16 protein-coding genes are annotated in these 18,347 nt (G+C 45.4%); 4 read left to right on the forward strand and 12 right to left on the reverse strand.

Translation table 11 applies throughout. The features are described 5' to 3' along the window. Positions 1-18: 18 nt before the first annotated feature. Positions 19-357 carry a P-II family nitrogen regulator gene (locus ICN31_RS05815; protein WP_088524737.1) on the forward strand — a complete coding sequence of 113 codons (339 nt, stop codon included), beginning with the start codon at positions 19-21 and terminating at the stop codon, positions 355-357. Positions 358-382: 25 nt separating this feature from the next. Here ICN31_RS05815 and ICN31_RS05820 read toward each other — a convergent pair whose 3' ends face one another. After that, positions 383-1,372: a RodZ family helix-turn-helix domain-containing protein gene (locus ICN31_RS05820; protein WP_216259471.1), complete on the reverse strand. Its 990-nt coding sequence runs from the start codon at positions 1,370-1,372 to the stop codon at positions 383-385. A 77-nt stretch (positions 1,373-1,449) separates the two neighbouring features. Then, entirely contained in the window at positions 1,450-2,079 is a 630-nt protein-coding gene (locus ICN31_RS05825; protein WP_216259473.1) for a response regulator transcription factor, read from the reverse strand. 231 nt (positions 2,080-2,310) lie between these two features. On the opposite strand from ICN31_RS05825, the gene ilvD reads away from it, so the two are divergent. Continuing rightward, on the forward strand, positions 2,311-4,005 hold the full coding sequence (gene ilvD, locus ICN31_RS05830) for a dihydroxy-acid dehydratase (protein WP_216259475.1): 1,695 nt from the start codon (positions 2,311-2,313) through the stop codon (positions 4,003-4,005). Positions 4,006-4,104: 99 nt separating this feature from the next. Here the strand turns inward: ilvD and ICN31_RS05835 are convergent, their stop codons facing one another. From ICN31_RS05835 to ICN31_RS05880, 10 genes are all read right to left on the reverse strand, one after another. Further along, a complete protein-coding gene (locus ICN31_RS05835) occupies positions 4,105-4,572 on the reverse strand; it encodes a copper chaperone PCu(A)C (RefSeq protein ID WP_216259477.1) in 468 nt (155 codons plus the stop codon). Positions 4,573-4,593: 21 nt separating this feature from the next. Continuing rightward, entirely contained in the window at positions 4,594-5,025 is a 432-nt protein-coding gene (locus ICN31_RS05840; protein ID WP_216259480.1) for a DUF2244 domain-containing protein, read from the reverse strand. Between the two features lie 58 nt (positions 5,026-5,083). Next, the gene (locus ICN31_RS05845) at positions 5,084-5,539 is read right to left on the reverse strand and encodes a DsrE family protein (protein ID WP_216259482.1); all 456 of its coding nucleotides are present in this window, start codon (positions 5,537-5,539) and stop codon (positions 5,084-5,086) included. A gap of 29 nt (positions 5,540-5,568) precedes the next feature. Further along, positions 5,569-5,940: a DUF2946 family protein gene (locus ICN31_RS05850; RefSeq protein WP_216259485.1), complete on the reverse strand. Its 372-nt coding sequence runs from the start codon at positions 5,938-5,940 to the stop codon at positions 5,569-5,571. 95 nt (positions 5,941-6,035) lie between these two features. Then, on the reverse strand, positions 6,036-7,535 hold the full coding sequence (locus ICN31_RS05855; RefSeq protein ID WP_088524747.1) for a tripartite tricarboxylate transporter permease: 1,500 nt from the start codon (positions 7,533-7,535) through the stop codon (positions 6,036-6,038). Positions 7,536-7,568: 33 nt separating this feature from the next. After that, positions 7,569-8,096, reverse strand: coding sequence for a tripartite tricarboxylate transporter TctB family protein (locus ICN31_RS05860; protein ID WP_088524748.1), 528 nt, complete (start codon positions 8,094-8,096; stop codon positions 7,569-7,571). 85 nt (positions 8,097-8,181) lie between these two features. Further along, positions 8,182-9,180, reverse strand: coding sequence for a tripartite tricarboxylate transporter substrate binding protein (locus ICN31_RS05865; protein ID WP_216260799.1), 999 nt, complete (start codon positions 9,178-9,180; stop codon positions 8,182-8,184). Positions 9,181-9,635: 455 nt separating this feature from the next. After that, positions 9,636-10,223, reverse strand: a complete 588-nt coding sequence (locus tag ICN31_RS05870) for an outer membrane protein (protein WP_216259487.1) — start codon at positions 10,221-10,223, stop codon at positions 9,636-9,638. A gap of 321 nt (positions 10,224-10,544) precedes the next feature. After that, positions 10,545-11,012: a DUF1854 domain-containing protein gene (locus ICN31_RS05875; RefSeq protein ID WP_216259489.1), complete on the reverse strand. Its 468-nt coding sequence runs from the start codon at positions 11,010-11,012 to the stop codon at positions 10,545-10,547. Continuing rightward, entirely contained in the window at positions 11,009-13,366 is a 2,358-nt protein-coding gene (locus tag ICN31_RS05880; RefSeq protein WP_216259491.1) for an ABC transporter ATP-binding protein, read from the reverse strand. Before ICN31_RS05880 ends, ICN31_RS05875 begins: the two co-directional genes overlap by 4 nt. A 203-nt stretch (positions 13,367-13,569) precedes the next feature. On the opposite strand from ICN31_RS05880, the gene cphA (ICN31_RS05885) reads away from it, so the two are divergent. Together cphA (ICN31_RS05885) and cphA (ICN31_RS05890) are read left to right on the forward strand one after the other, a co-directional pair. Beyond that, a complete protein-coding gene (cphA, locus tag ICN31_RS05885) occupies positions 13,570-15,762 on the forward strand; it encodes a cyanophycin synthetase (RefSeq protein ID WP_216259509.1) in 2,193 nt (730 codons plus the stop codon). Further along, positions 15,763-18,333, forward strand: coding sequence for a cyanophycin synthetase (gene cphA / locus ICN31_RS05890; protein WP_216259511.1), 2,571 nt, complete (start codon positions 15,763-15,765; stop codon positions 18,331-18,333). It abuts the gene before it with no gap. Positions 18,334-18,347: the final 14 nt, after the last annotated feature.

Genomic DNA, 18,347 nt, shown 5'->3' on the forward strand with positions numbered 1-18,347 from the left:
CTGCATTAGGGGGAATAAATGAAATTAATTACATCAATCATTAAACCGTTCAAACTTGACGAGGTTCGTGAGGCTTTAGCAGAAGTAGGTGTTACTGGCCTGACCGTAACCGAAGTTAAAGGCTTTGGTCGCCAAAAAGGGCATACAGAACTCTATCGTGGGGCTGAATACGTAGTTGACTTCTTACCTAAGGTCAAAGTCGAAGCCGTTGTTCCAGGCGATCGCGTTGAGGCCGCTCTCGAAGCCATTACGAAAGCTGCACACACTGGAAAAATTGGTGACGGAAAGATTTTTGTTACTGCTGTTGAACAAGTGATTCGTATTCGTACTGGTGAAACAGACGAAGCTGCAGTTTGATTACTGCCCAAACTAGAACAGATTCTCAGCGCAACTGAGAATCTGACGAAACTGCGGGCTGGCCTACTTCAGCAGCCTCCAAAATAATTGTCTTGCTAGCACCGCTTGCACGCACCTTAGTGCCCTGGAAATATAAGTCCACTTGATTTAATCCCAATGTGAGCACTTTAAAAGGGGGCTTGCCATAAATACTTGCCCCTGCCCCAGCTTCCAAAGTTTTATTTTGATTCTTGCCTGAGGCATCAATCACGCAAACGGTTTGCGCCGTCTTTGATTGCATATAAACCATATCGCCAGACTTTTTCGGAGCATCAGGCTTATAAGTCACCGCTGATGCATCCATTGCTGGACACTCTGAAGAAATAATCGCAGCAGGCACAGCAGCCGCCACTACTGGGCTAGGGACTGCTGTTGATGCTGGTACGGCCGGCTTAGCCTCTTCTACAATGGCACTGACTGGAGCGGCCGCCTCCACCAGCACAATCTCTTCTTTAGGCGGCTCAGGGAAAAACAGAGGGCGCAGATTCACTATTGCAAACGCAAGTGCTGCAGCCACGCCCAATAAAACAATGAGTCTCTTTTGGGGATTACTTTGTGCCACTGCTTTACTAGCGTCATAGGGCATTTCCGGCTCGGGATTTCTGATGACAGCTTTGGGTGCCTCCTCCGCTTGCTGTGGTTTAGATTCTTCTTTTGGCGCCGGTGTTTTTTCTACGATCTCTACTTTTTCTACTTCTTCAACGATAGTCTCTAGTATTTTTTCTGGTGAGGCTTTCTGACCAAAATCAAAAGCATCCTCTTCTTTTAATTTGAGTAGGGCCGCAACTTTTTTTGCAGCGACAAATTTGATTTGAGGACCATAGAAGGAGGTCATCCCCCCATTTTCAATTTGCTCTATTTGGCGCACTGAGAGGCAAGCCATACCAGATAAATCCTTCGTGCTTAAGCCAAGACTTTCCCTAGCCTTAGTAAAAGCCTCTTTGCGAATCTCTCCTAGTATTGATGACTTATTCATAATCTATTATCTGTATTGATAAAAGTAATAAAACTGATACTAACCCCAAAATGGTGCAGCAGTAATTAGCCACAAAGCTAATTACTTAAAGGGTGACTCCCCAAATCGGACTCTAGAAACTTTTTCACTAAGCTTTGGAGTGAATCTGCATGCATCTTATCCATCACCCTAGCTTTATGAACCTTAATGGTGGCATCAGTAGTTCCTAATTTGACAGCAATATCTTTATTAAGGAGTCCCTTAACCAACCAACCGCAGACTTCACGCTCTCTTGGCGTTAGGCTAACGTAATCCCTTCTAGTTTCTACGTCTTGAGAGATCCGCTTTAACTGGCGACTGTCAAAATCAACCGCATCAGCTACGGCCTTGAGCAATTCATCCAAATTGAAGGGCTTAAATAAGAAATCGACCGCCCCTTTCTTCAGACCTGAAACAATTTGATGAGGGTGGCTTTGGCCGCTGACAAAGATAATGGGGGTCTTACGACCCAATTTAAGCAATTTTTCTTGCAGATCTAAGCCTGTCATATCTGGCATCTGCATATCCAAGAGAATGACTGCCGGCGATACTGGGACAGACTTTTCTAGAAAAATAGTGGCTGAGGCGTAATCCTCCACTAAATACCCCAACTCACGAAGCATTCTCGCAAGCGAGATACGCATTGATTCGTCATCGTCAATTAAGAAGATATGGCCGACTTTAGTCATTGAATTCAAAGGGAAAAGTAATGATTTACCTAATTTACAGTAGTAAGCTAGATCAAGCTATTAGCTTCATGGCTAATAATTACAATCTACCTCTATGAATTTATTCACTATTTCTTATTGCGTTGCAATATATTGATCCCTTCCCAGTCTTCAATAGAGCAATTAACCCTAAAGCAGTTCCCACGGCACAATAGAACCTTTCGACACCAACCTTTTCTGGAGTAATACAGCATGAAACGCCTTAATGAACGCTCACGTATGGTCACCGAGGGAGTCGCCCGCGCACCCAACCGATCGATGTATTACGCCATGGGCTACAAGGAAAATGATTTCTCAAAGCCCATGGTTGGTGTTGCCAATGGCCATTCAACCATCACTCCTTGCAATAGTGGATTACAAAAATTAGCAGATGCGGCAATTAATGCCCTGGAAGAAGCAGGTGCAAAGGCTCAGGTATTTGGCACCCCTACTGTTTCTGATGGCATCGGCATGGGTACTGAGGGTATGAAATACTCCCTCGTCTCACGTGAAGTGATTGCTGACAGTATTGAAGTTTGCGTCAACGGTCTTTGGCAAGATGGCGTGGTTGTGATTGGTGGTTGCGATAAAAATATGCCAGGCGGAATGATGGCGATTGCTCGCACCAATGTTCCCGCAATCTATGTTTATGGTGGCACGATTAAGCCAGGTCATTACAAAGGTAAAGAACTCAATATTGTTTCCGCCTTCGAAGCGGTCGGTGAATTTACTTCCGGCAGATTAAGCGCAGAAGATTTAAAGGGTGTCGAGGAGAATGCTTGTCCAGGTAGTGGTTCCTGTGGCGGCATGTATACAGCGAACACCATGAGCTCCTCATTTGAGGCCCTAGGCATGAGTCTGCCCTACTCCTCAACCATGGCTAACGTAGATGAGGAGAAAGTGGTCAGTGCCGCTGAGTCTGCTCGTGTGTTGGTGGAGGCGATCAAAAATAACTTACGCCCACGCGACATCATCACTAAAAAATCCATTGAGAATGCAGTCAGCGTCATCATGGCAGTAGGGGGCTCCACCAATGCGGTATTGCATTTCTTGGCTATCACTAGTGCCGCTGAAATTGACTGGACGATTGATGACTTTGAACGCATTCGCAAGCGTGTTCCAGTCATTGTGGATATGAAACCTTCTGGCACTTATTTGGCCACTGACTTACATCAAGCTGGCGGCATTCCACAAGTCATGAAAATCCTTTTGGATGGCGGATTACTCCATGGTGATTGCATGACGATTACTGGCAAAACGATTGCAGAAGTACTGAAAGATATTCCTTCTGTGCCGCGCGCAGATCAAAAAGTGATTCGCACTTTAGATAATCCTTTGTATAAGCAAGGTCACTTAGCGATTCTGAAAGGTAATATCTCTCCAGAGGGTTGTGTTGCCAAGATTACTGGTCTTAAGAATCCATCGATCACTGGCCCAGCCCGTGTATTTGATTCTGAAGATGATGCTATGGCAGCCATCATGGCTCAAAAGATCAAAGATGGTGATGTTGTCATCATTCGTTACGAAGGTCCTAAAGGTGGCCCCGGTATGCGTGAGATGCTCTCTCCTACCTCAGCCCTCGTTGGTCAAGGTTTAGGTGAGACTGTAGGTCTCATCACTGATGGTCGCTTCTCTGGTGGCACTTGGGGCATGGTGGTTGGTCACGTTGCTCCTGAAGCCTATGTTGGTGGCACGATTGCCCTAATCAATGAAGGTGACTCAGTGACTATCGATGCGCATAAGCTCCTCATCCAGCTCAACGTTAGCGACGAAGAAATTGCTAAGCGTAGAGCTGCCTGGAAACAACCTAAGCCACGCTATACCCGCGGCCTTCTTGCTAAGTACGCGAGCACTGCAAGTAGTGCAAGTAAAGGTGCGGTAACTGATTTGGATTTAGATTTAACGTAATCAGTAGAGTCAAAAAACAAAAGCCCCTGAACAAAATCAGGGGCTTTTTTATTGCAGAAGATCAAGAAGCTAAATGCTTAGTACTTACTAAGTGCTAACTTAGTGCTTCGCTGCTCCACCAGCTTGACCCATGGCGTTAACTGGCATCTTCACCTCAACTTCGCCAGCCTTGGCAAACTTCAACTTTACTGGCACTGCTTCACCAGCGCTCAATGGAGCCTTGATATTCATAAACATCAGATGTAAGCCGCCTGGCTTTAATTCAACAGAACCTCCAGCTGGCACAGTAATGTCTTTTACCTGACGCATCTTCATGACATTGCCTTCCATTGCCATCTCATGCAATTGAACTTCACCTGCAGCAGGCGAGCTTGCGGATAGCAATTGATCCCCACTGGTGCCCTTGTTCTCAATCTTCATAAAACCACCAGCAACCTGTTGTCCAGGAACAGTGGCACGGGTATAAGCATGCTCAACCTTGATTGAGCCTACTTTTGCCTCTTGCGCTTGTACTGAAAAATTAAAGGCCAAAGCCACTACTAATAACGCCAATGTATTACGTTTCATATATACCCCTTTTAGTTAACCTTACACCCCGAGATATTTCTCGAGATCTTTTTCAAATTGCTCTTGCTCATTCATCACTACAAAAAAACCAATGGGCACTTCTTTAGTTGAACTCTTGAGAGTTAAAGACGACTTTCCAGTCCCACTACGATGCAACTTTGTCCAAAGAGTATTTAACTCATCAATCTGAATTTTTCCGCCCCAACTTCTTTCTACAAAGAGTTGTTTACCAACAATTGTTATTTTTTCGTAATCCAAGGCATGTCTTGTATAAACATACAAAGCTATCGTTAGAGCCAAAATTTCAATCGAAGTAAAGATGATGATCATCCAAACACCAATGAACAAGAAATAACCTGCTATCAAGAGCGAAAAGCAAACGATTGATAAATAGAAAAGTCCCACCTGTTTAGGCGAGAAGGAACAATTTCTTTTCATTAACCAAGTTTGCATGATTCTCATTTGACCCTAACTTACAAATAAAAACTATCCTATTGTCTGATCAGACCCCCTACCAACTCATTGTCTTGGTGCCGTCCTTAAACAAGGCGTCCCCAGTCATTTTGGGTCCTCCAATTTTTATGCCTGGCAAGAGATCAGCCTCAGCATAACCAGCCTGCTTCAAACACATGGGGCACATGATGACCAGAGCTCCACTAGCAATGACTTCAGATAAAGCCTGCTGCTGGTCAGAAAACTTTGTAGCCCCAGCTTTTACACCCAACATAACAGCCTTGTCATTTAAGAAAATAGTGAGTGGATGACCATTGGCGGAATGGTGCTTACCAAAGTTAATTGCCATCGTTGAGCGGTGCAACTCATCAGTTGAAAGATTGATGAATAGCGGATCATTTGCTCCAGCAATGACTGACAAAGACAAGACTGCTAATACTGCAAAAACTATAGATTTGACTGGCTTTAAAAACATCACTTCTCCACATAACATTTCGGCAATATGATTGCCCATTACATAGCTAGGCTATGCCCTAAAATTTTTTAGGCTTGCGCTGGAGGTGCCGCTGAAGGTGGAGTTATCCAAACGCTAAGTGGTTTGGGTGATTGATAAAAGAGTTTTGGAAGCAACGCAAAAGAGTTTGGCGCTTCAAATGTGAGATTGGTATTAAATGCTGGGATGATGCTACTTTGAGCAACGCAATCAGGACAAGCTTGTGTTTGATTCGCAACTTCTTGATCATCCATCCGAACGCTAATTTGCATCTGGTTGCCATCGGCCGAGCAAATCTCCATCGTAAAACCTTCGCCATGCTTGGCAAGCGATACCGCTTGTGACATTGCTGGCGCAAGCGCACTCATTGCGATTGCAATTGCAGCAATCCAGTGAACGAGGCGGCTTTTGTGGAAGTTCATGATGAAGAAATTTTAGCGGAATTTTGCTTTGCCATTAAAAAAGGGGCTTGCGCCCCTTTTTAGTTAGATCAGACTGGCTTTTGACCAGCTAGGCTTTATGCCGCAGCAGCTTTTTTCTTACCAATGACTTTACCAATCAATGGCCAGAAGAGAAGCAACAAGGCTAGAGAAGTAATGCCGCCTACCAAGTAGTTAGAGAAGAAAATATCTAGGCTTCCCTGTGAGAACAGCATGGATTGACGGAAAGAATCTTCTGCACGGTCACCCAATACCAAGGCTAATACCATTGGCGCCATTGGGTAGTCGAGTTTTTTGAAGACATAGCCTAGAACACCGAAGCCCATCATCAACCAAACGTCAAACATGGCATTGTGAACAGTGTATGCACCAACCGCACAAATCACAATAATGACTGGCGCAATGATTGAGAATGGAATTCTCAAGATAGAGGCGAACAGTGGAACGCAAGTTAAAACAACGAACAAGCCAGCCAAGTTACCCAAGTACATACTAGCGATCAAGCCCCAAACAAAGTCTGGCTTCTCTACGAAAAGCAATGGGCCAGGTTGTAAGCCCCAGATCAACAAGCCACCGAGCAATACCGCTGCTGTTGGTGAGCCTGGAATACCGAGAGACAACATTGGGAGAAGTGCCGCTGTACCAGCAGCGTGAGCTGCAGTTTCTGGAGCAACAATACCTTCCATTTTGCCGGTACCAAACTTATCACCCTCTTTAGATACGCGCTTCGCTACGCCGTAAGCCATAAAAGAAGCTGGAGTAGCACCGCCTGGAGTAATACCCATCCAGCAACCAATCAAACAGCTACGCAATGAAGTAGCCCAGTATTTTGGTAACTGCTTCCAGGTTTCCCAAACTACCTGAGCACGAATCTTGGCAGCCGCACCTTTGAATGCAAGGCCCTCTTCCATCGATAGCAAGATCTCGCCAATACCAAACAAACCGATCACAGCAATCAAGAAGTCAAAGCCACGCATTAATTCTGGATTACCAAATGTCAAACGCAATTGACCAGTAACTGTATCCATACCAACAGTAGCTAAGGCGAAGCCCAGCATCATGGCAGAAATCGTTTTGAATGGCGATCCCTTGTTCATCCCCACGAAACTACAGAAGGTCAGCAAGTACACCGAGAAGAACTCCGGGGGACCAAACTGGAGCGCAAACTTAGCGACCAACGGCGCCAAGAAGGTAATCATCACGATGGCAAAGAACGCACCAACGAAAGAAGATGTAAATGCGGCTGTGAGTGCCTCACCTGCTTTGCCATTACGGGCCATTGGATAACCGTCAAAGGTTGTCGCAACCGACCAGGGCTCACCAGGAATATTAAATAGGACAGATGTAATCGCACCACCGAACAAAGCGCCCCAATAAATACAGGAGAGCATGATGATGGCTGATGTTGGCGGCATAGTGAAAGTCAATGGCAACAGAATGGCGATGCCGTTGGCACCACCCAATCCTGGCAACACACCAATAATCACACCAAGCGTTACTCCCACAAGCATGAGTAACAGGTTAAATGGGGTCATTGCAACAGCAAAGCCGTTGAATAGAGCGTTAATTTCTTCCAACTCGTACTCCTTTTATCTAATCTTTTTTATTTTTTAGTTCACACCAACAAACTCGAGTGGATTGAACCATGAGCCATGTGGCAATGGAACCTGGAACCAGAACTCGAACATGAGGTACAGGGCTACGCTCACCCCAACAGAAACAGCAACCGCCTTCCAAATTGGATATTTTCCTAGCCACACCATAAAGATAGCGATGTAGAGGGCTGAAGAAACATAAATACCGATCAATTGCACTCCCAACACAAAAACGATCGCCGGTAAAAGCACGGCCAAAATTTGCTTTAAAGGCTCGCTATCGACAAATGACTCTGTTTTCTTTTTCTTATTGACGATTGCAGCTTGGTAAAGAGTGACTGTGCTTGAAAGCAGAATAATCAAGCTGATATAGAACGGGAAATATCCCGCTTCTGGGCCATCACTACCCCAACTCGCGCCTAACTTGAGACTTCCAACCATTACCGTTAGACCAATCGCAAGGAACACGATCGAAGTGATGATATCCATTGCTCTGACGCTAATTGCCGATTCTTGATTTGAATTATTTGTATGTTCAGACATTTGCTTTGTTTATCAATAAAGTTAATTAATACGTTACTTAAAAAATAGGACCCCCGAGTGGAGGTCCTATCAGATTTATTACAAATTACTTAGCCAAGAATCCAGCTTCAGTCATTAACTGCTTATGCAAAGCTTCATTTAATGTGAGCCAGTTTCTAAACTCTTTACCAGTCATAAATGTCTGATTGAATGCACCATCAGCCATGAACTTCTTCCATTCTGGAGTGGCACGTACTTTTTTGAACAACTCAATATAGAAATCAACCTGCTCTTGAGTTACGCCTGGAGCCATGAAAATACCGCGCAACATCACGTAGTCAGTTTTTACACCTGCCTCGTTACAGGTGGGTACGTCATACCAAGATTGGGTATCGGTAATTTTTTCTTTGTAAGGCATACGGGTGTCATCAAATACACACAATGCACGTAATTTGTTAGCACGCCATTGAGCCACTGCTTCAATTGGGTTATTTACAGAAGAATCAATGTGATTACCAACAAGCTGAACAGCTACGTCGCCACCCCCTTTAAATGGGATGTAAGTAAATTTAGCGCCAGTTGCTTTTTCAATAGCTACTGTAATGATTTGATCTTCTTGCTTAGAGCCAGTGCCGCCCATTTTGAACTTACCTGGGCCAGCTGCTTTAGCAGCATCAATATATTCTTTGGCTGTCTTATATGGCTTTTCTGCGTTATCCCACAAAACAAATTGGTCAAGCGCCAACATCGCTACTGGGGTGATGTCTTGCCAATTAAATGGAACACCGGTTGCCAATGGAGTAGTAAACAAGTTTGAGAGTGTGATCACGATCTTATTTGGATCACCTTTAGCTTCTTTCATTGCCAAGAAGCCTTCAGCTCCAGCACCAGCACCTTTATTCACAGGAATAACAGCCTGCTTCATTAAATTATTTTTAGTGATGATTCCTTGAATCATGCGCGCCATTTGATCAGCACCACCGCCAGGACCAGCAGGAATGATGAACTCAACAGGCTTAGTGGGTTCCCATGCAGCAAATACAGGTGAAACGCCAGCGACACCGAGGGCTAATGCGGTGGAAATCAATGCCCCTTTTAACTTCATCTTCATTAATGCGCTCCTATAGGTGGTTTGCCAATTTATTTTTGGCTTATTGAATGTCTGTGATTTTTAAACAAGATGGGCAACTTGAACTTGACAACCATCAATAATTTCAAAATCGATCAACACAAGTGTCTACAAGCGAGTGTAAACCCCTATCAATCAAGCCAAAGACAATTTCAGTGTACTTATATCTAGGCTAAAAAACTGCATTTAATCAATAAAAAAGCACAAAGTGAATATGGTTATATATCTAGCCAATCTTGAATTGCATCTAAGTATTTACCCTAGCAGTAGCATGCCGTGCTGTGGATTTAAGCTGTCGACCCTTCTCTGCTTTGCGGGCTCAAAATGAGCTTAATGGTAAGGTAATGACGCGTTCACTGTAGAAGCTTTGCATTGAAGCAATAAAAAAAGCCACCTATTACGGTGGCTTTTAGTAAAAACAAATGCTTAATTTAGAACTTGTATCCTAAACCAAGTGTTCCAACAGTAGCGCTTGGCTTGACGGTAACGCCACTAAATGTTTTTGAATCATAGGTGAGCTGTTGCACTTCAGCCTGAACATAAATATTCTTGCTTATTAAAGCCTGGATACCAGCGCCACCACCAAAACCGTTATAGGTAGAAGTAGCTTTTGCACCACCGTTACTTATTTTTCCAGTCATGCTGTTATAGCCCACAATTGCATAAACCTGAGTTGTATTGTTAAACACATAACCGGGCTTGAAGTTAATACTGTAATGGTTTTCACCTTTTAAGTTGACATTATTCACACTGCCTGCCTTGGTTTCTGTCAAGTCATAGGTCGCGGTTAAGCCCAATACGATTTCTTTAGAAACACCGTATGCGTATCCAAGTTCAACCGTTGGAACGATAGATTGCTGGCCAAGATTAACTGAACCAGCGTTATCTGAAATGGTTGTGGAGGTACCTACTGAGCTCACCTTTACACCAGCAGAAAAACCTTCAAACGCGTTTGATTGTGCCATTGCGCCTGTACCAGCCAAAGCCAATAAGGAAGCAACCAATAATTTCTTTTTCATTTTTATTTACCCTTTTTTGTTATAAAAACAGCAAAACTTATAAAAGTTTGTAGTTTTATAGCATAAAAACCCCTTATTAAGGGGGCTACTGGAGGGGTGTTGTTAATTAGCAATAGGTCTCACTAAAAAAAAGGCCTTTAAATGCTTTTTATTAGGGTCGTTTTAATGGCCCCTCTATTGGCTTAAGGGCTATTAGGCTAGATTTTTGTTGGCAAGGGGGCGTGCTCAAAGCGCTACAAATACACAGTTAGCCCCCATAAATAATGCTCTAAGCCATTTTCATGAGGAATTGAGTGGCTTAGCGGCAAATCGGCTTTGACTCTAGCGGAAACGATCGAGGAGCTTCTTACTGACTTTATCAAGCTTCGTAGAGTCTTTAATCATGAATTGCAGGCCATTTGAATCTGCAATCAGTAAGGTATTGCCAGCGATTCTGCGGATATCTTCCTCGCCCTTCAGGCGGATACGCGTTGGACCACGATCCGTTTCAATATCCCAAATGCTTGGTGTGGCAAATGTGGAGACCTGGGTAATTCTCTCAATGACCGGTATAAATTCTCGGGCAGCCAATTCTTCTTTAATGAGGGTGAGCTCTGCTTCTGGAATCAGCGCAACATCTGGAAACCAACAGACTTCTTTGCCGGACTGATTCATAATGCCAATGCCTGCGCTAGGTGCAGTAATCGGAAATGCTCGTACCGGATATACACCAATATGGCGCTCACCCACTGCGTCGATGAAAATCAAATTTCCAAGTGCATCTCGTTCTAGTTGGTGGGTCTTATTCATGCTCCGCCCCCAATGTTCTTGGCAATGACTTCTAATTTGTCTACTTGCTTTTCTTGCTGCTGCTCTTCTGGTAACTCCTCAAGGCTCTCGCCAATCGCTCCGCCCTCAACCAACTCGGCAGCATGACGAAGTTGTGCCTGATACAGAGTGAAGTAGGCGCCTTGAGCCTCCATCAATTGCTCATGCGAGCCAATCTCGACAATCTCGCCCTTATCAAGGACTACGAGGCGGTCAGCCTTTCTCAAGGTTGAGAGGCGATGTGCAATCGCAATGGTGGTGCGGCCCTTCACAAGGTTATCTAATGCGCGCTGTATTTCTTTTTCAGTCGTTGTATCAACGGATGATGTCGCTTCATCCAAGATCAAGATGCTAGGATTAATTAGGAGTGCGCGTGCAATCGAGATACGTTGACGTTCGCCACCAGATAGAGATTGGCCACGTTCGCCAACCAAGGAGTCATAACCCAAAGGTAGCCTGAGAATAAATTCGTGGGCATGGGCAGCGCGTGCAGCTTCAATAATTTCTTCTCGAGTCGCATCAGACTTTCCATAAGCGATATTCTCTGCAATCGTGCCAAAGAATAAGAATGGTTCTTGCAAGACTAAGCCAATACGCTTGCGATAGTCGGCAATCCGAATACTGCGAATATCGCGCCCATCTAAAGAGATTGAACCAGCACTCACATCGTAAAAACGGCAGATCAAATTCACTAAGGTGCTCTTACCTGAACCACTATGCCCTACCAAACCAATCATTTCACCAGGAGCAATATCTAAATCAATCCCTTTGGATACCGCACGATTGCCATAACGAAAACCTACCCCCTTCAGGGAGAGACGACCCTGAACGCGTCCTAATGGTGCTGGGTTGATAGGCTCAGGAACACTCGATACGTGATCCAAAATATCAAAAATACGCTTAGCTCCTGCAGCTGCTTTTTGGGTATGAGAAACAATCCGGCTCATCGAGTCTAGGCGAATATAAAAACGTCCGATGTAGGCTAAGAAGGCAATCAATACACCAACGGTTACCTTTTGATGCGCAACCTGCCAAATACCAAATCCCCACACAACTAGTAAACCTGTTTCGGTCAGCAAAGTGACCGTAGGAGAAAACAATCCCCAGACGCGGTTCACGCGATCGTTGATTTGTAAGTTATGTTTATTGGAGTCAACAAAACGTTTTAGCTCACGATCTTCTTGAGCAAATGCTTTAACTACCCGAATGCCCGGGATAGTATCAGCCAAGATGTTGGTCACCTCAGACCACATGCGATCAATCTTTTCAAAGCCAAAACGCAAGCGATCACGTACGACATGAATCATCCAGACAATGAAAGGCAATGGAGCTAATGTCACCAAAGCAAGCAAAGGATCAATCGATACCAAGATTGCTGCCGTCATGGTGATCATAATGACATCGGTTATAAAATCTAAGGCATATAAAGACAAGAAAACGCAGATACGATCAGTCTCTGCGCCGATGCGAGCAATCAAGTCGCCAGTACGCTTGCCGCCAAAATACTCTAGAGAAAGCTTGAGTAAATGCTCAAAGGTGGTGTTACGTAAATCGGCACCAATGCGCTCGCTCACTAAGGCAAGTAAGTAAGTCTTCCACCAACCTAAACCCCAAGCAACAATTGCAGCGCCAAACAAGGCGAGCAAATACATGCTGGCCAAATGAAAATCAATTGGATTACCTTTCTCATACGGAATCAAGACATGGTCCATCAACGGCATCGTGAGATAAGGCGGGATCAGTGTTGCGCCAGTTGACAATAAGGTCAGCACAAAACCTAATGCAAGTTGTTTTTTGTATGGTTTTGCAAAACGCCACAATTTAAATAAGGTCCACGTAGAAGGCGGAGTGTCATCCTCTGGATCACAGGTAGGGCATGAATCTGAATTAGAAGATTTTGGGCTTAAGCAAACTGGGCAAACTTGTTTGTCGTACTCGCTTGCCTCGCCCTTGCTTTGCTCTTCACCTCTAGTGAGTTTCTTAAAACTCGACTGCAGACGCAGAATCTGTGGATTGACTGCAAGAGTGAAATACCAAGCTCGGAGCAAGCTATCAGCAGTTTCCAGCCTGAGATGGCCGACTCCCGCATGGTCTCCATGAGCCAAATGCTGGCCCCGCTCTAGTGACCAAGACTCAAATTGCTTGCCATCAGTCCAAAAAAGGCCCTGTTCACTTAGCAAAAGCAGGCTTTTTTCAAAGCGCAGATCTGCATCTAAATCTAACTCAACCCACGCCAGCAAGGCATCAAGACTGCGGACTGGGGATTTTTCGCCTTGCAAAACCAGCTGCCAATGGCTTGGCAAGCTTGGTGCAAAAGGTAGAATTTCTGGCTTCATTGACACTAAAAGTATAGTGGAGCTAGATTTTTTAGATTTATCGCCGTTGTCAACTTTGGAGCCCTAAAAGCGTTGAATTGTGAAAGTAGCGCTTTTTATGCATTTTTGCGAATTTTGTGAGTTTTAAATAAAAACTAGAAATAGAGAGACTGTCTAACGCGTCTTAGCCAAAAACTGGCTTAAGCACTCGCAACACCCTAAAAATGCCCCAATTACTAGATAAATCCATCGAGATCCTGAGTGTTAAGCATCTCCGTGGCCCCAATATGTGGACTTATCATCCCGTCATTGAGGTTTGGGTTGATATTGGCGATCTAGAGGACTACCCCTCTAATTTGATCCCGGGCTTTTATGACCGTTTGGTTGAGGCCTTACCCAGCCTTGTGGAGCATCGTTGCAGCATTGGGGAAACTGGCGGCTTTCTGATGCGGGTTAAAGAAGGTACATGGCCTGCTCACATCATGGAGCATCTCACTCTCGAGCTGCAAAACCTTGCTGGCATTCCAGGTGGCTTTGGCAAGGCACGTGATGGGGATCGCCGAGGGGTTTACAAAGTGATGGTGAGCGCCATCAATCAAGAGGTGACTCTGACCGCACTGAAGTGCGCACGTGATCTGTTCCTAGCCTTAGCGCAAGATAACAAAGACTGTGTTGCACAAGTTCAAACGATTATTGAAGAGCTACGTGATCTGGGTGATGATCTTTTGCTTGGGCCAAGCACAGCATGTATTGTGAATGCTGCTGAAGAGCGTGGCATTCCTTCAATCCGCTTATCCGAAGGTAACTTAGTCCAATTGGGTTATGGGGCTAAACAACGCCGCATCTGGACTGCAGAGACTGATCAAACCAGTGCGATTGCTGAAACCATTTCTAGAGATAAAGATTTAACGAAGAGCTTGCTGCGCAGCGCAGGTGTTCCTACGCCTGAGGGCAGAACCGTGACTAGCCCGGATGATGCTTGGGAGGCTGCGCAAGATATTGGCTTACCAGTAGTGGTCAAGCCAATTGATGGTAATCACGGTCGAGGCGTATTTATTAATCTGTATACCCAACAAGAAGTTGAAGCTGCTTATGCAGTAGCTATAGATGAAGGTAGCGAAGTTCTTGTTGAGCGCCATATTGTTGGTGACGAACATCGCTTACTGGTAGTGGGCAATAAAGTTGTTGCTGCAGCGAAAGGTGAAACTGTTTGGGTTACTGGCGATGGCAAGCACGCCGTTCACGAACTCATTCAGATTCAGATTAATTCCGATCCCCGTCGTGGCACTGCGGAAGAATGTCCGCTGAATCCAGTGCGTATTGATTCAGCAGTAGAGCTTGAGCTCGCACGCCAACAACTTAAAGGCAATAGTATTCCCACGATTGATCACAAAGTGCTTATCCAGAGCAATGGCAACGTTGCTTTTGATGTAACTGATTTAGTTCATCCAGACGTTGCCCACCAAGTAGCTTTGGCTGCGCGCGTGGTTGGGCTTGAAATTGCTGGTGTTGATCTAGTTGCGCAAGATATCAGTCGCCCCATGGCAGAGCAAAATGCCGCCATTGTGGAAGTGAATGCCGGCCCTGGTCTATTAATGCATTTGAAGCCAGCGAGCGGAAAACCACAACCCGTAGGTAAAGAAATTGCTAATCACCTATTCCCTCCAGAGACGGATTTCCGTATTCCGGTTGTAGGCATTTGTGGTGAACATGGCAAAACCCCTGTTGCAGAAATGATTGCTCACTTCTTGCGTCTTACCAATGCCTATGTTGGTCTTTCCTGTAGCAAAGGTTTGTATTTTGGTAATCGTGCAATTCCAAATACCAATACATCGAATTGGGAAAATGCACGTCGCACTTTGTTAAACCGCGCGGTAGAAGCAGTCGTGATTGAAAATAATCACCTCTCGATGCTGATTGAAGGTTTAGCTTACGATCGTTGCCAAGTTGGCGTAGTTCTGAATGTAGACCCTAAGGCAAATTTTCCTGAATATGCAATCTACGATGAAGAACAAGTCTTTAGTATTGTGCGCACTCAAATTGATGTTGTGCTCCCGAGCGGCGTTGCGGTTCTCAACGCAGATGATCCTATGTGTGTTCAGATGGCAGAACTCTGTGATGGTCAAGTTATTTTTTTCAGTCAGGATCCCAATTCTGAAGTTATTAAAACTCATCTACAGAATGGTGGCCGTGCAGTGCTCGTTGGTAAACAACAAATCACACTCAAGTCTGACAAGCTCGATCAGAAGTCCATTCCAGTGCCAAGTCACTCAGAATCAGACTCGACTGCTCCGTGGAAGGGAATGAACCTCGGCGCAGCGATTGCTGCAGCTTGGGCTTTAGATATTCCGTTTAATGTGATTGAAGCTGGTGCAGAAACCTTTGTGCCAGACCTTACCACTGCAACAGGGGCTTAAGTGGAAATCACCCGCATTCGCATGTTGCGCGGCCCTAATTTATGGAGCCGCCATACCTCTTTGGAGGCGATTGTTTCTTGCGAAGAATCTGAACGCTCTATTGACTCGATACCCCAGTTTGAAACCAAGATTCGTGAACGCTTCCCACAATTAGGTGGTATGCGCCGAGGCGGTCAAAATGAAATACTTTCTTTAGCACATGCTTTGGAACATGCCGCTTTAGGTTTACAAGCGCAAGCGGGCTGTCCCGTCACCTTTAGCCGCACTGTTCAAACGATCGATGCTGGGGTCTACCAAGTCGTTGTGGAGTACATCGAAGAAGTTGTTGGTCGTATGGCCTTTGACTTTGCCTTTGCCCTCATTCAAGCTACCTTAAACGATGCACCCTTTGATCTCACCGCCGCTCTTTCAGAGTTAGAGGCCTTATACGAGGATGTACGTCTTGGTCCTAGCACTGGCTCTATTGTTGATGCCGCCGTTCAGCGCAATATTCCTTACCGTCGTATGACCGAAGGCAGTATGGTGCAGTTTGGCTGGGGTAGCAAACAAAAACGTATTCAAGCAGCCGAAACCAGCGATACGAGTGCAATTGCCGAAGCGATTGCCCAAGATAAAGAATTAACCAAGAACTTACTTGCAGCTGCTGGAGTGTCAGTACCCGTGGGTGAAGTGGTCACTACTGCTGATGACGCTTGGCGTGCCGCACAAAAAATTGGCGGTCCAATTGTTCTCAAGCCCAAAGACGGTAATCAAGGCAAAGGTGTTGTCGCCAATATACAAACTGAAGAGGATATCCGTGCTGGTTTTGTGGTGACTCAAGGCTTTGGTAGAGAAACCATTGTTGAGCGCTACCTTCCAGGTGCTGACTATCGCTTACTAGTAGTTGGCAATCGCCTCTCTGCTGCTGCACGTCGGGAACCCGCCCAAGTAGTTGGTGATGGCACGCACACCATCACCGAACTGGTTGAAATAGAAAACAAAAATCCTTTGCGCGGCGATGGACATGCCACAGCGCTTACCAAAATACGGTTTGATGACATTGCCCTTGCCCACTTAGCCAGCAATGGGCTTACTCCACAGTACACACCTAAAACGGGTGAACGTGTACTGCTTCGCAATAACGCAAACTTAAGTACTGGTGGAACTGCCACCGATGTTACTGATGATGTCCATCCCGATGTCGCTGCCAGTGCAGTCGCTGCTGCACAGATGCTTGGTCTTGATATTGCTGGTGTAGATATCTTATGTGAAGCTATCTATAAACCCTTGGAACAGCAAGGCGGCGGTATTGTGGAAGTGAATGCTGCTCCTGGTTTGCGCATGCACCTCAAACCGTCTTATGGCAAGAGCCGCCCCGTTGGTGAAGATATTCTCAATACCTTATTCCCTGCTGGCGAAGATGGTCGCATTCCAGTAGTTGCAGTCACAGGTACTAATGGCAAAACAACCACTGTCCGTTTGATAGCCCATCTACTAGATGAAAATGGACTTCGCGTTGGCATGACGACGACTGATGGCGTTTATGTTAATCATCGCTTGATTGACTCTGGTGATTGCAGTGGGCCGAAGAGCGCGCGCAATGTATTGATGCATCCCGATGTCGATGCTGCCGTTTTAGAAACTGCACGCGGCGGCATGTTACGTGAAGGTCTTGGTTTCGATCGCTGTGAAGTAGCTGTAGTGACGAATATTGGTGAAGGTGATCACCTTGGACTAAATTACATTACAAGCGTTGAGGATTTAGCCATCTTAAAACGTGTCGTTGTGCAAAACGTAGAGTCAACTGGCGCTGCTGTCTTAAACGCTGCTGACCCAATGGTAGTGAAGATGGGGGATAAGTGTGCAGGTCGAGTGATTTTCTTTGCCCAGAACCAACATCATCCCGTTATTGCTGCACATCGTGCAAAGAATAAGAAAGTAATCTATTTTGATGGCACATATATTGTTGCCTCAAAAGGTTCTCGCGTCATGTTCCGCTTCCCCGTAAGTGAAATTCCACTGACTAAAAATGGGGTACTGGGCTTCCAAGTAGAAAATACGATGGCTGCAGTTGGTGCAGCCTGGGCACTCGGATTAGACGCTGAAAAAATTGCACGTGGCTTGCATAGCTTTGAGAGTGATGCCAACTCTGTACCAGGTCGCTTTAATCAGTTCCAACATCAGGGTGCGACTGTCATTGCAGACTATGGCCACAATCCAGATGCCATGCGTGCGCTAGCAAGCGCCATTCAGGCCATGAAGCCAATCAAGAGTCATGTTGTCATTAGCGGGGCGGGGGATCGGCGCGACGAGGATATTCGTGATCTCACTCGCATTCTTGGAAACTCGTTTGATAATGTCATCTTGTATCAAGATGCCTGTCAACGTGGCCGTGAAGATGGTGAGGTACTAAAGCTCTTACAAGAAGGGCTTGTAGGCGCAACCAAGGCAAAGCAAGTGAAAGAAATTTATGGGGAGTTCAAGGCGATTGATACCGCCCTTAACGATGTCTCGCCTGGAGATATCTGCCTCATACTGATTGACCAAGTCGAAGAGTCGCTCGCCTACCTCAAAGAAAAAGTAAAACCCTAAGACCAAACTTGGGT

Source organism: Polynucleobacter sp. UB-Piko-W3, from assembly GCF_018881635.1.
Lineage (GTDB): Bacteria > Pseudomonadota > Gammaproteobacteria > Burkholderiales > Burkholderiaceae > Polynucleobacter.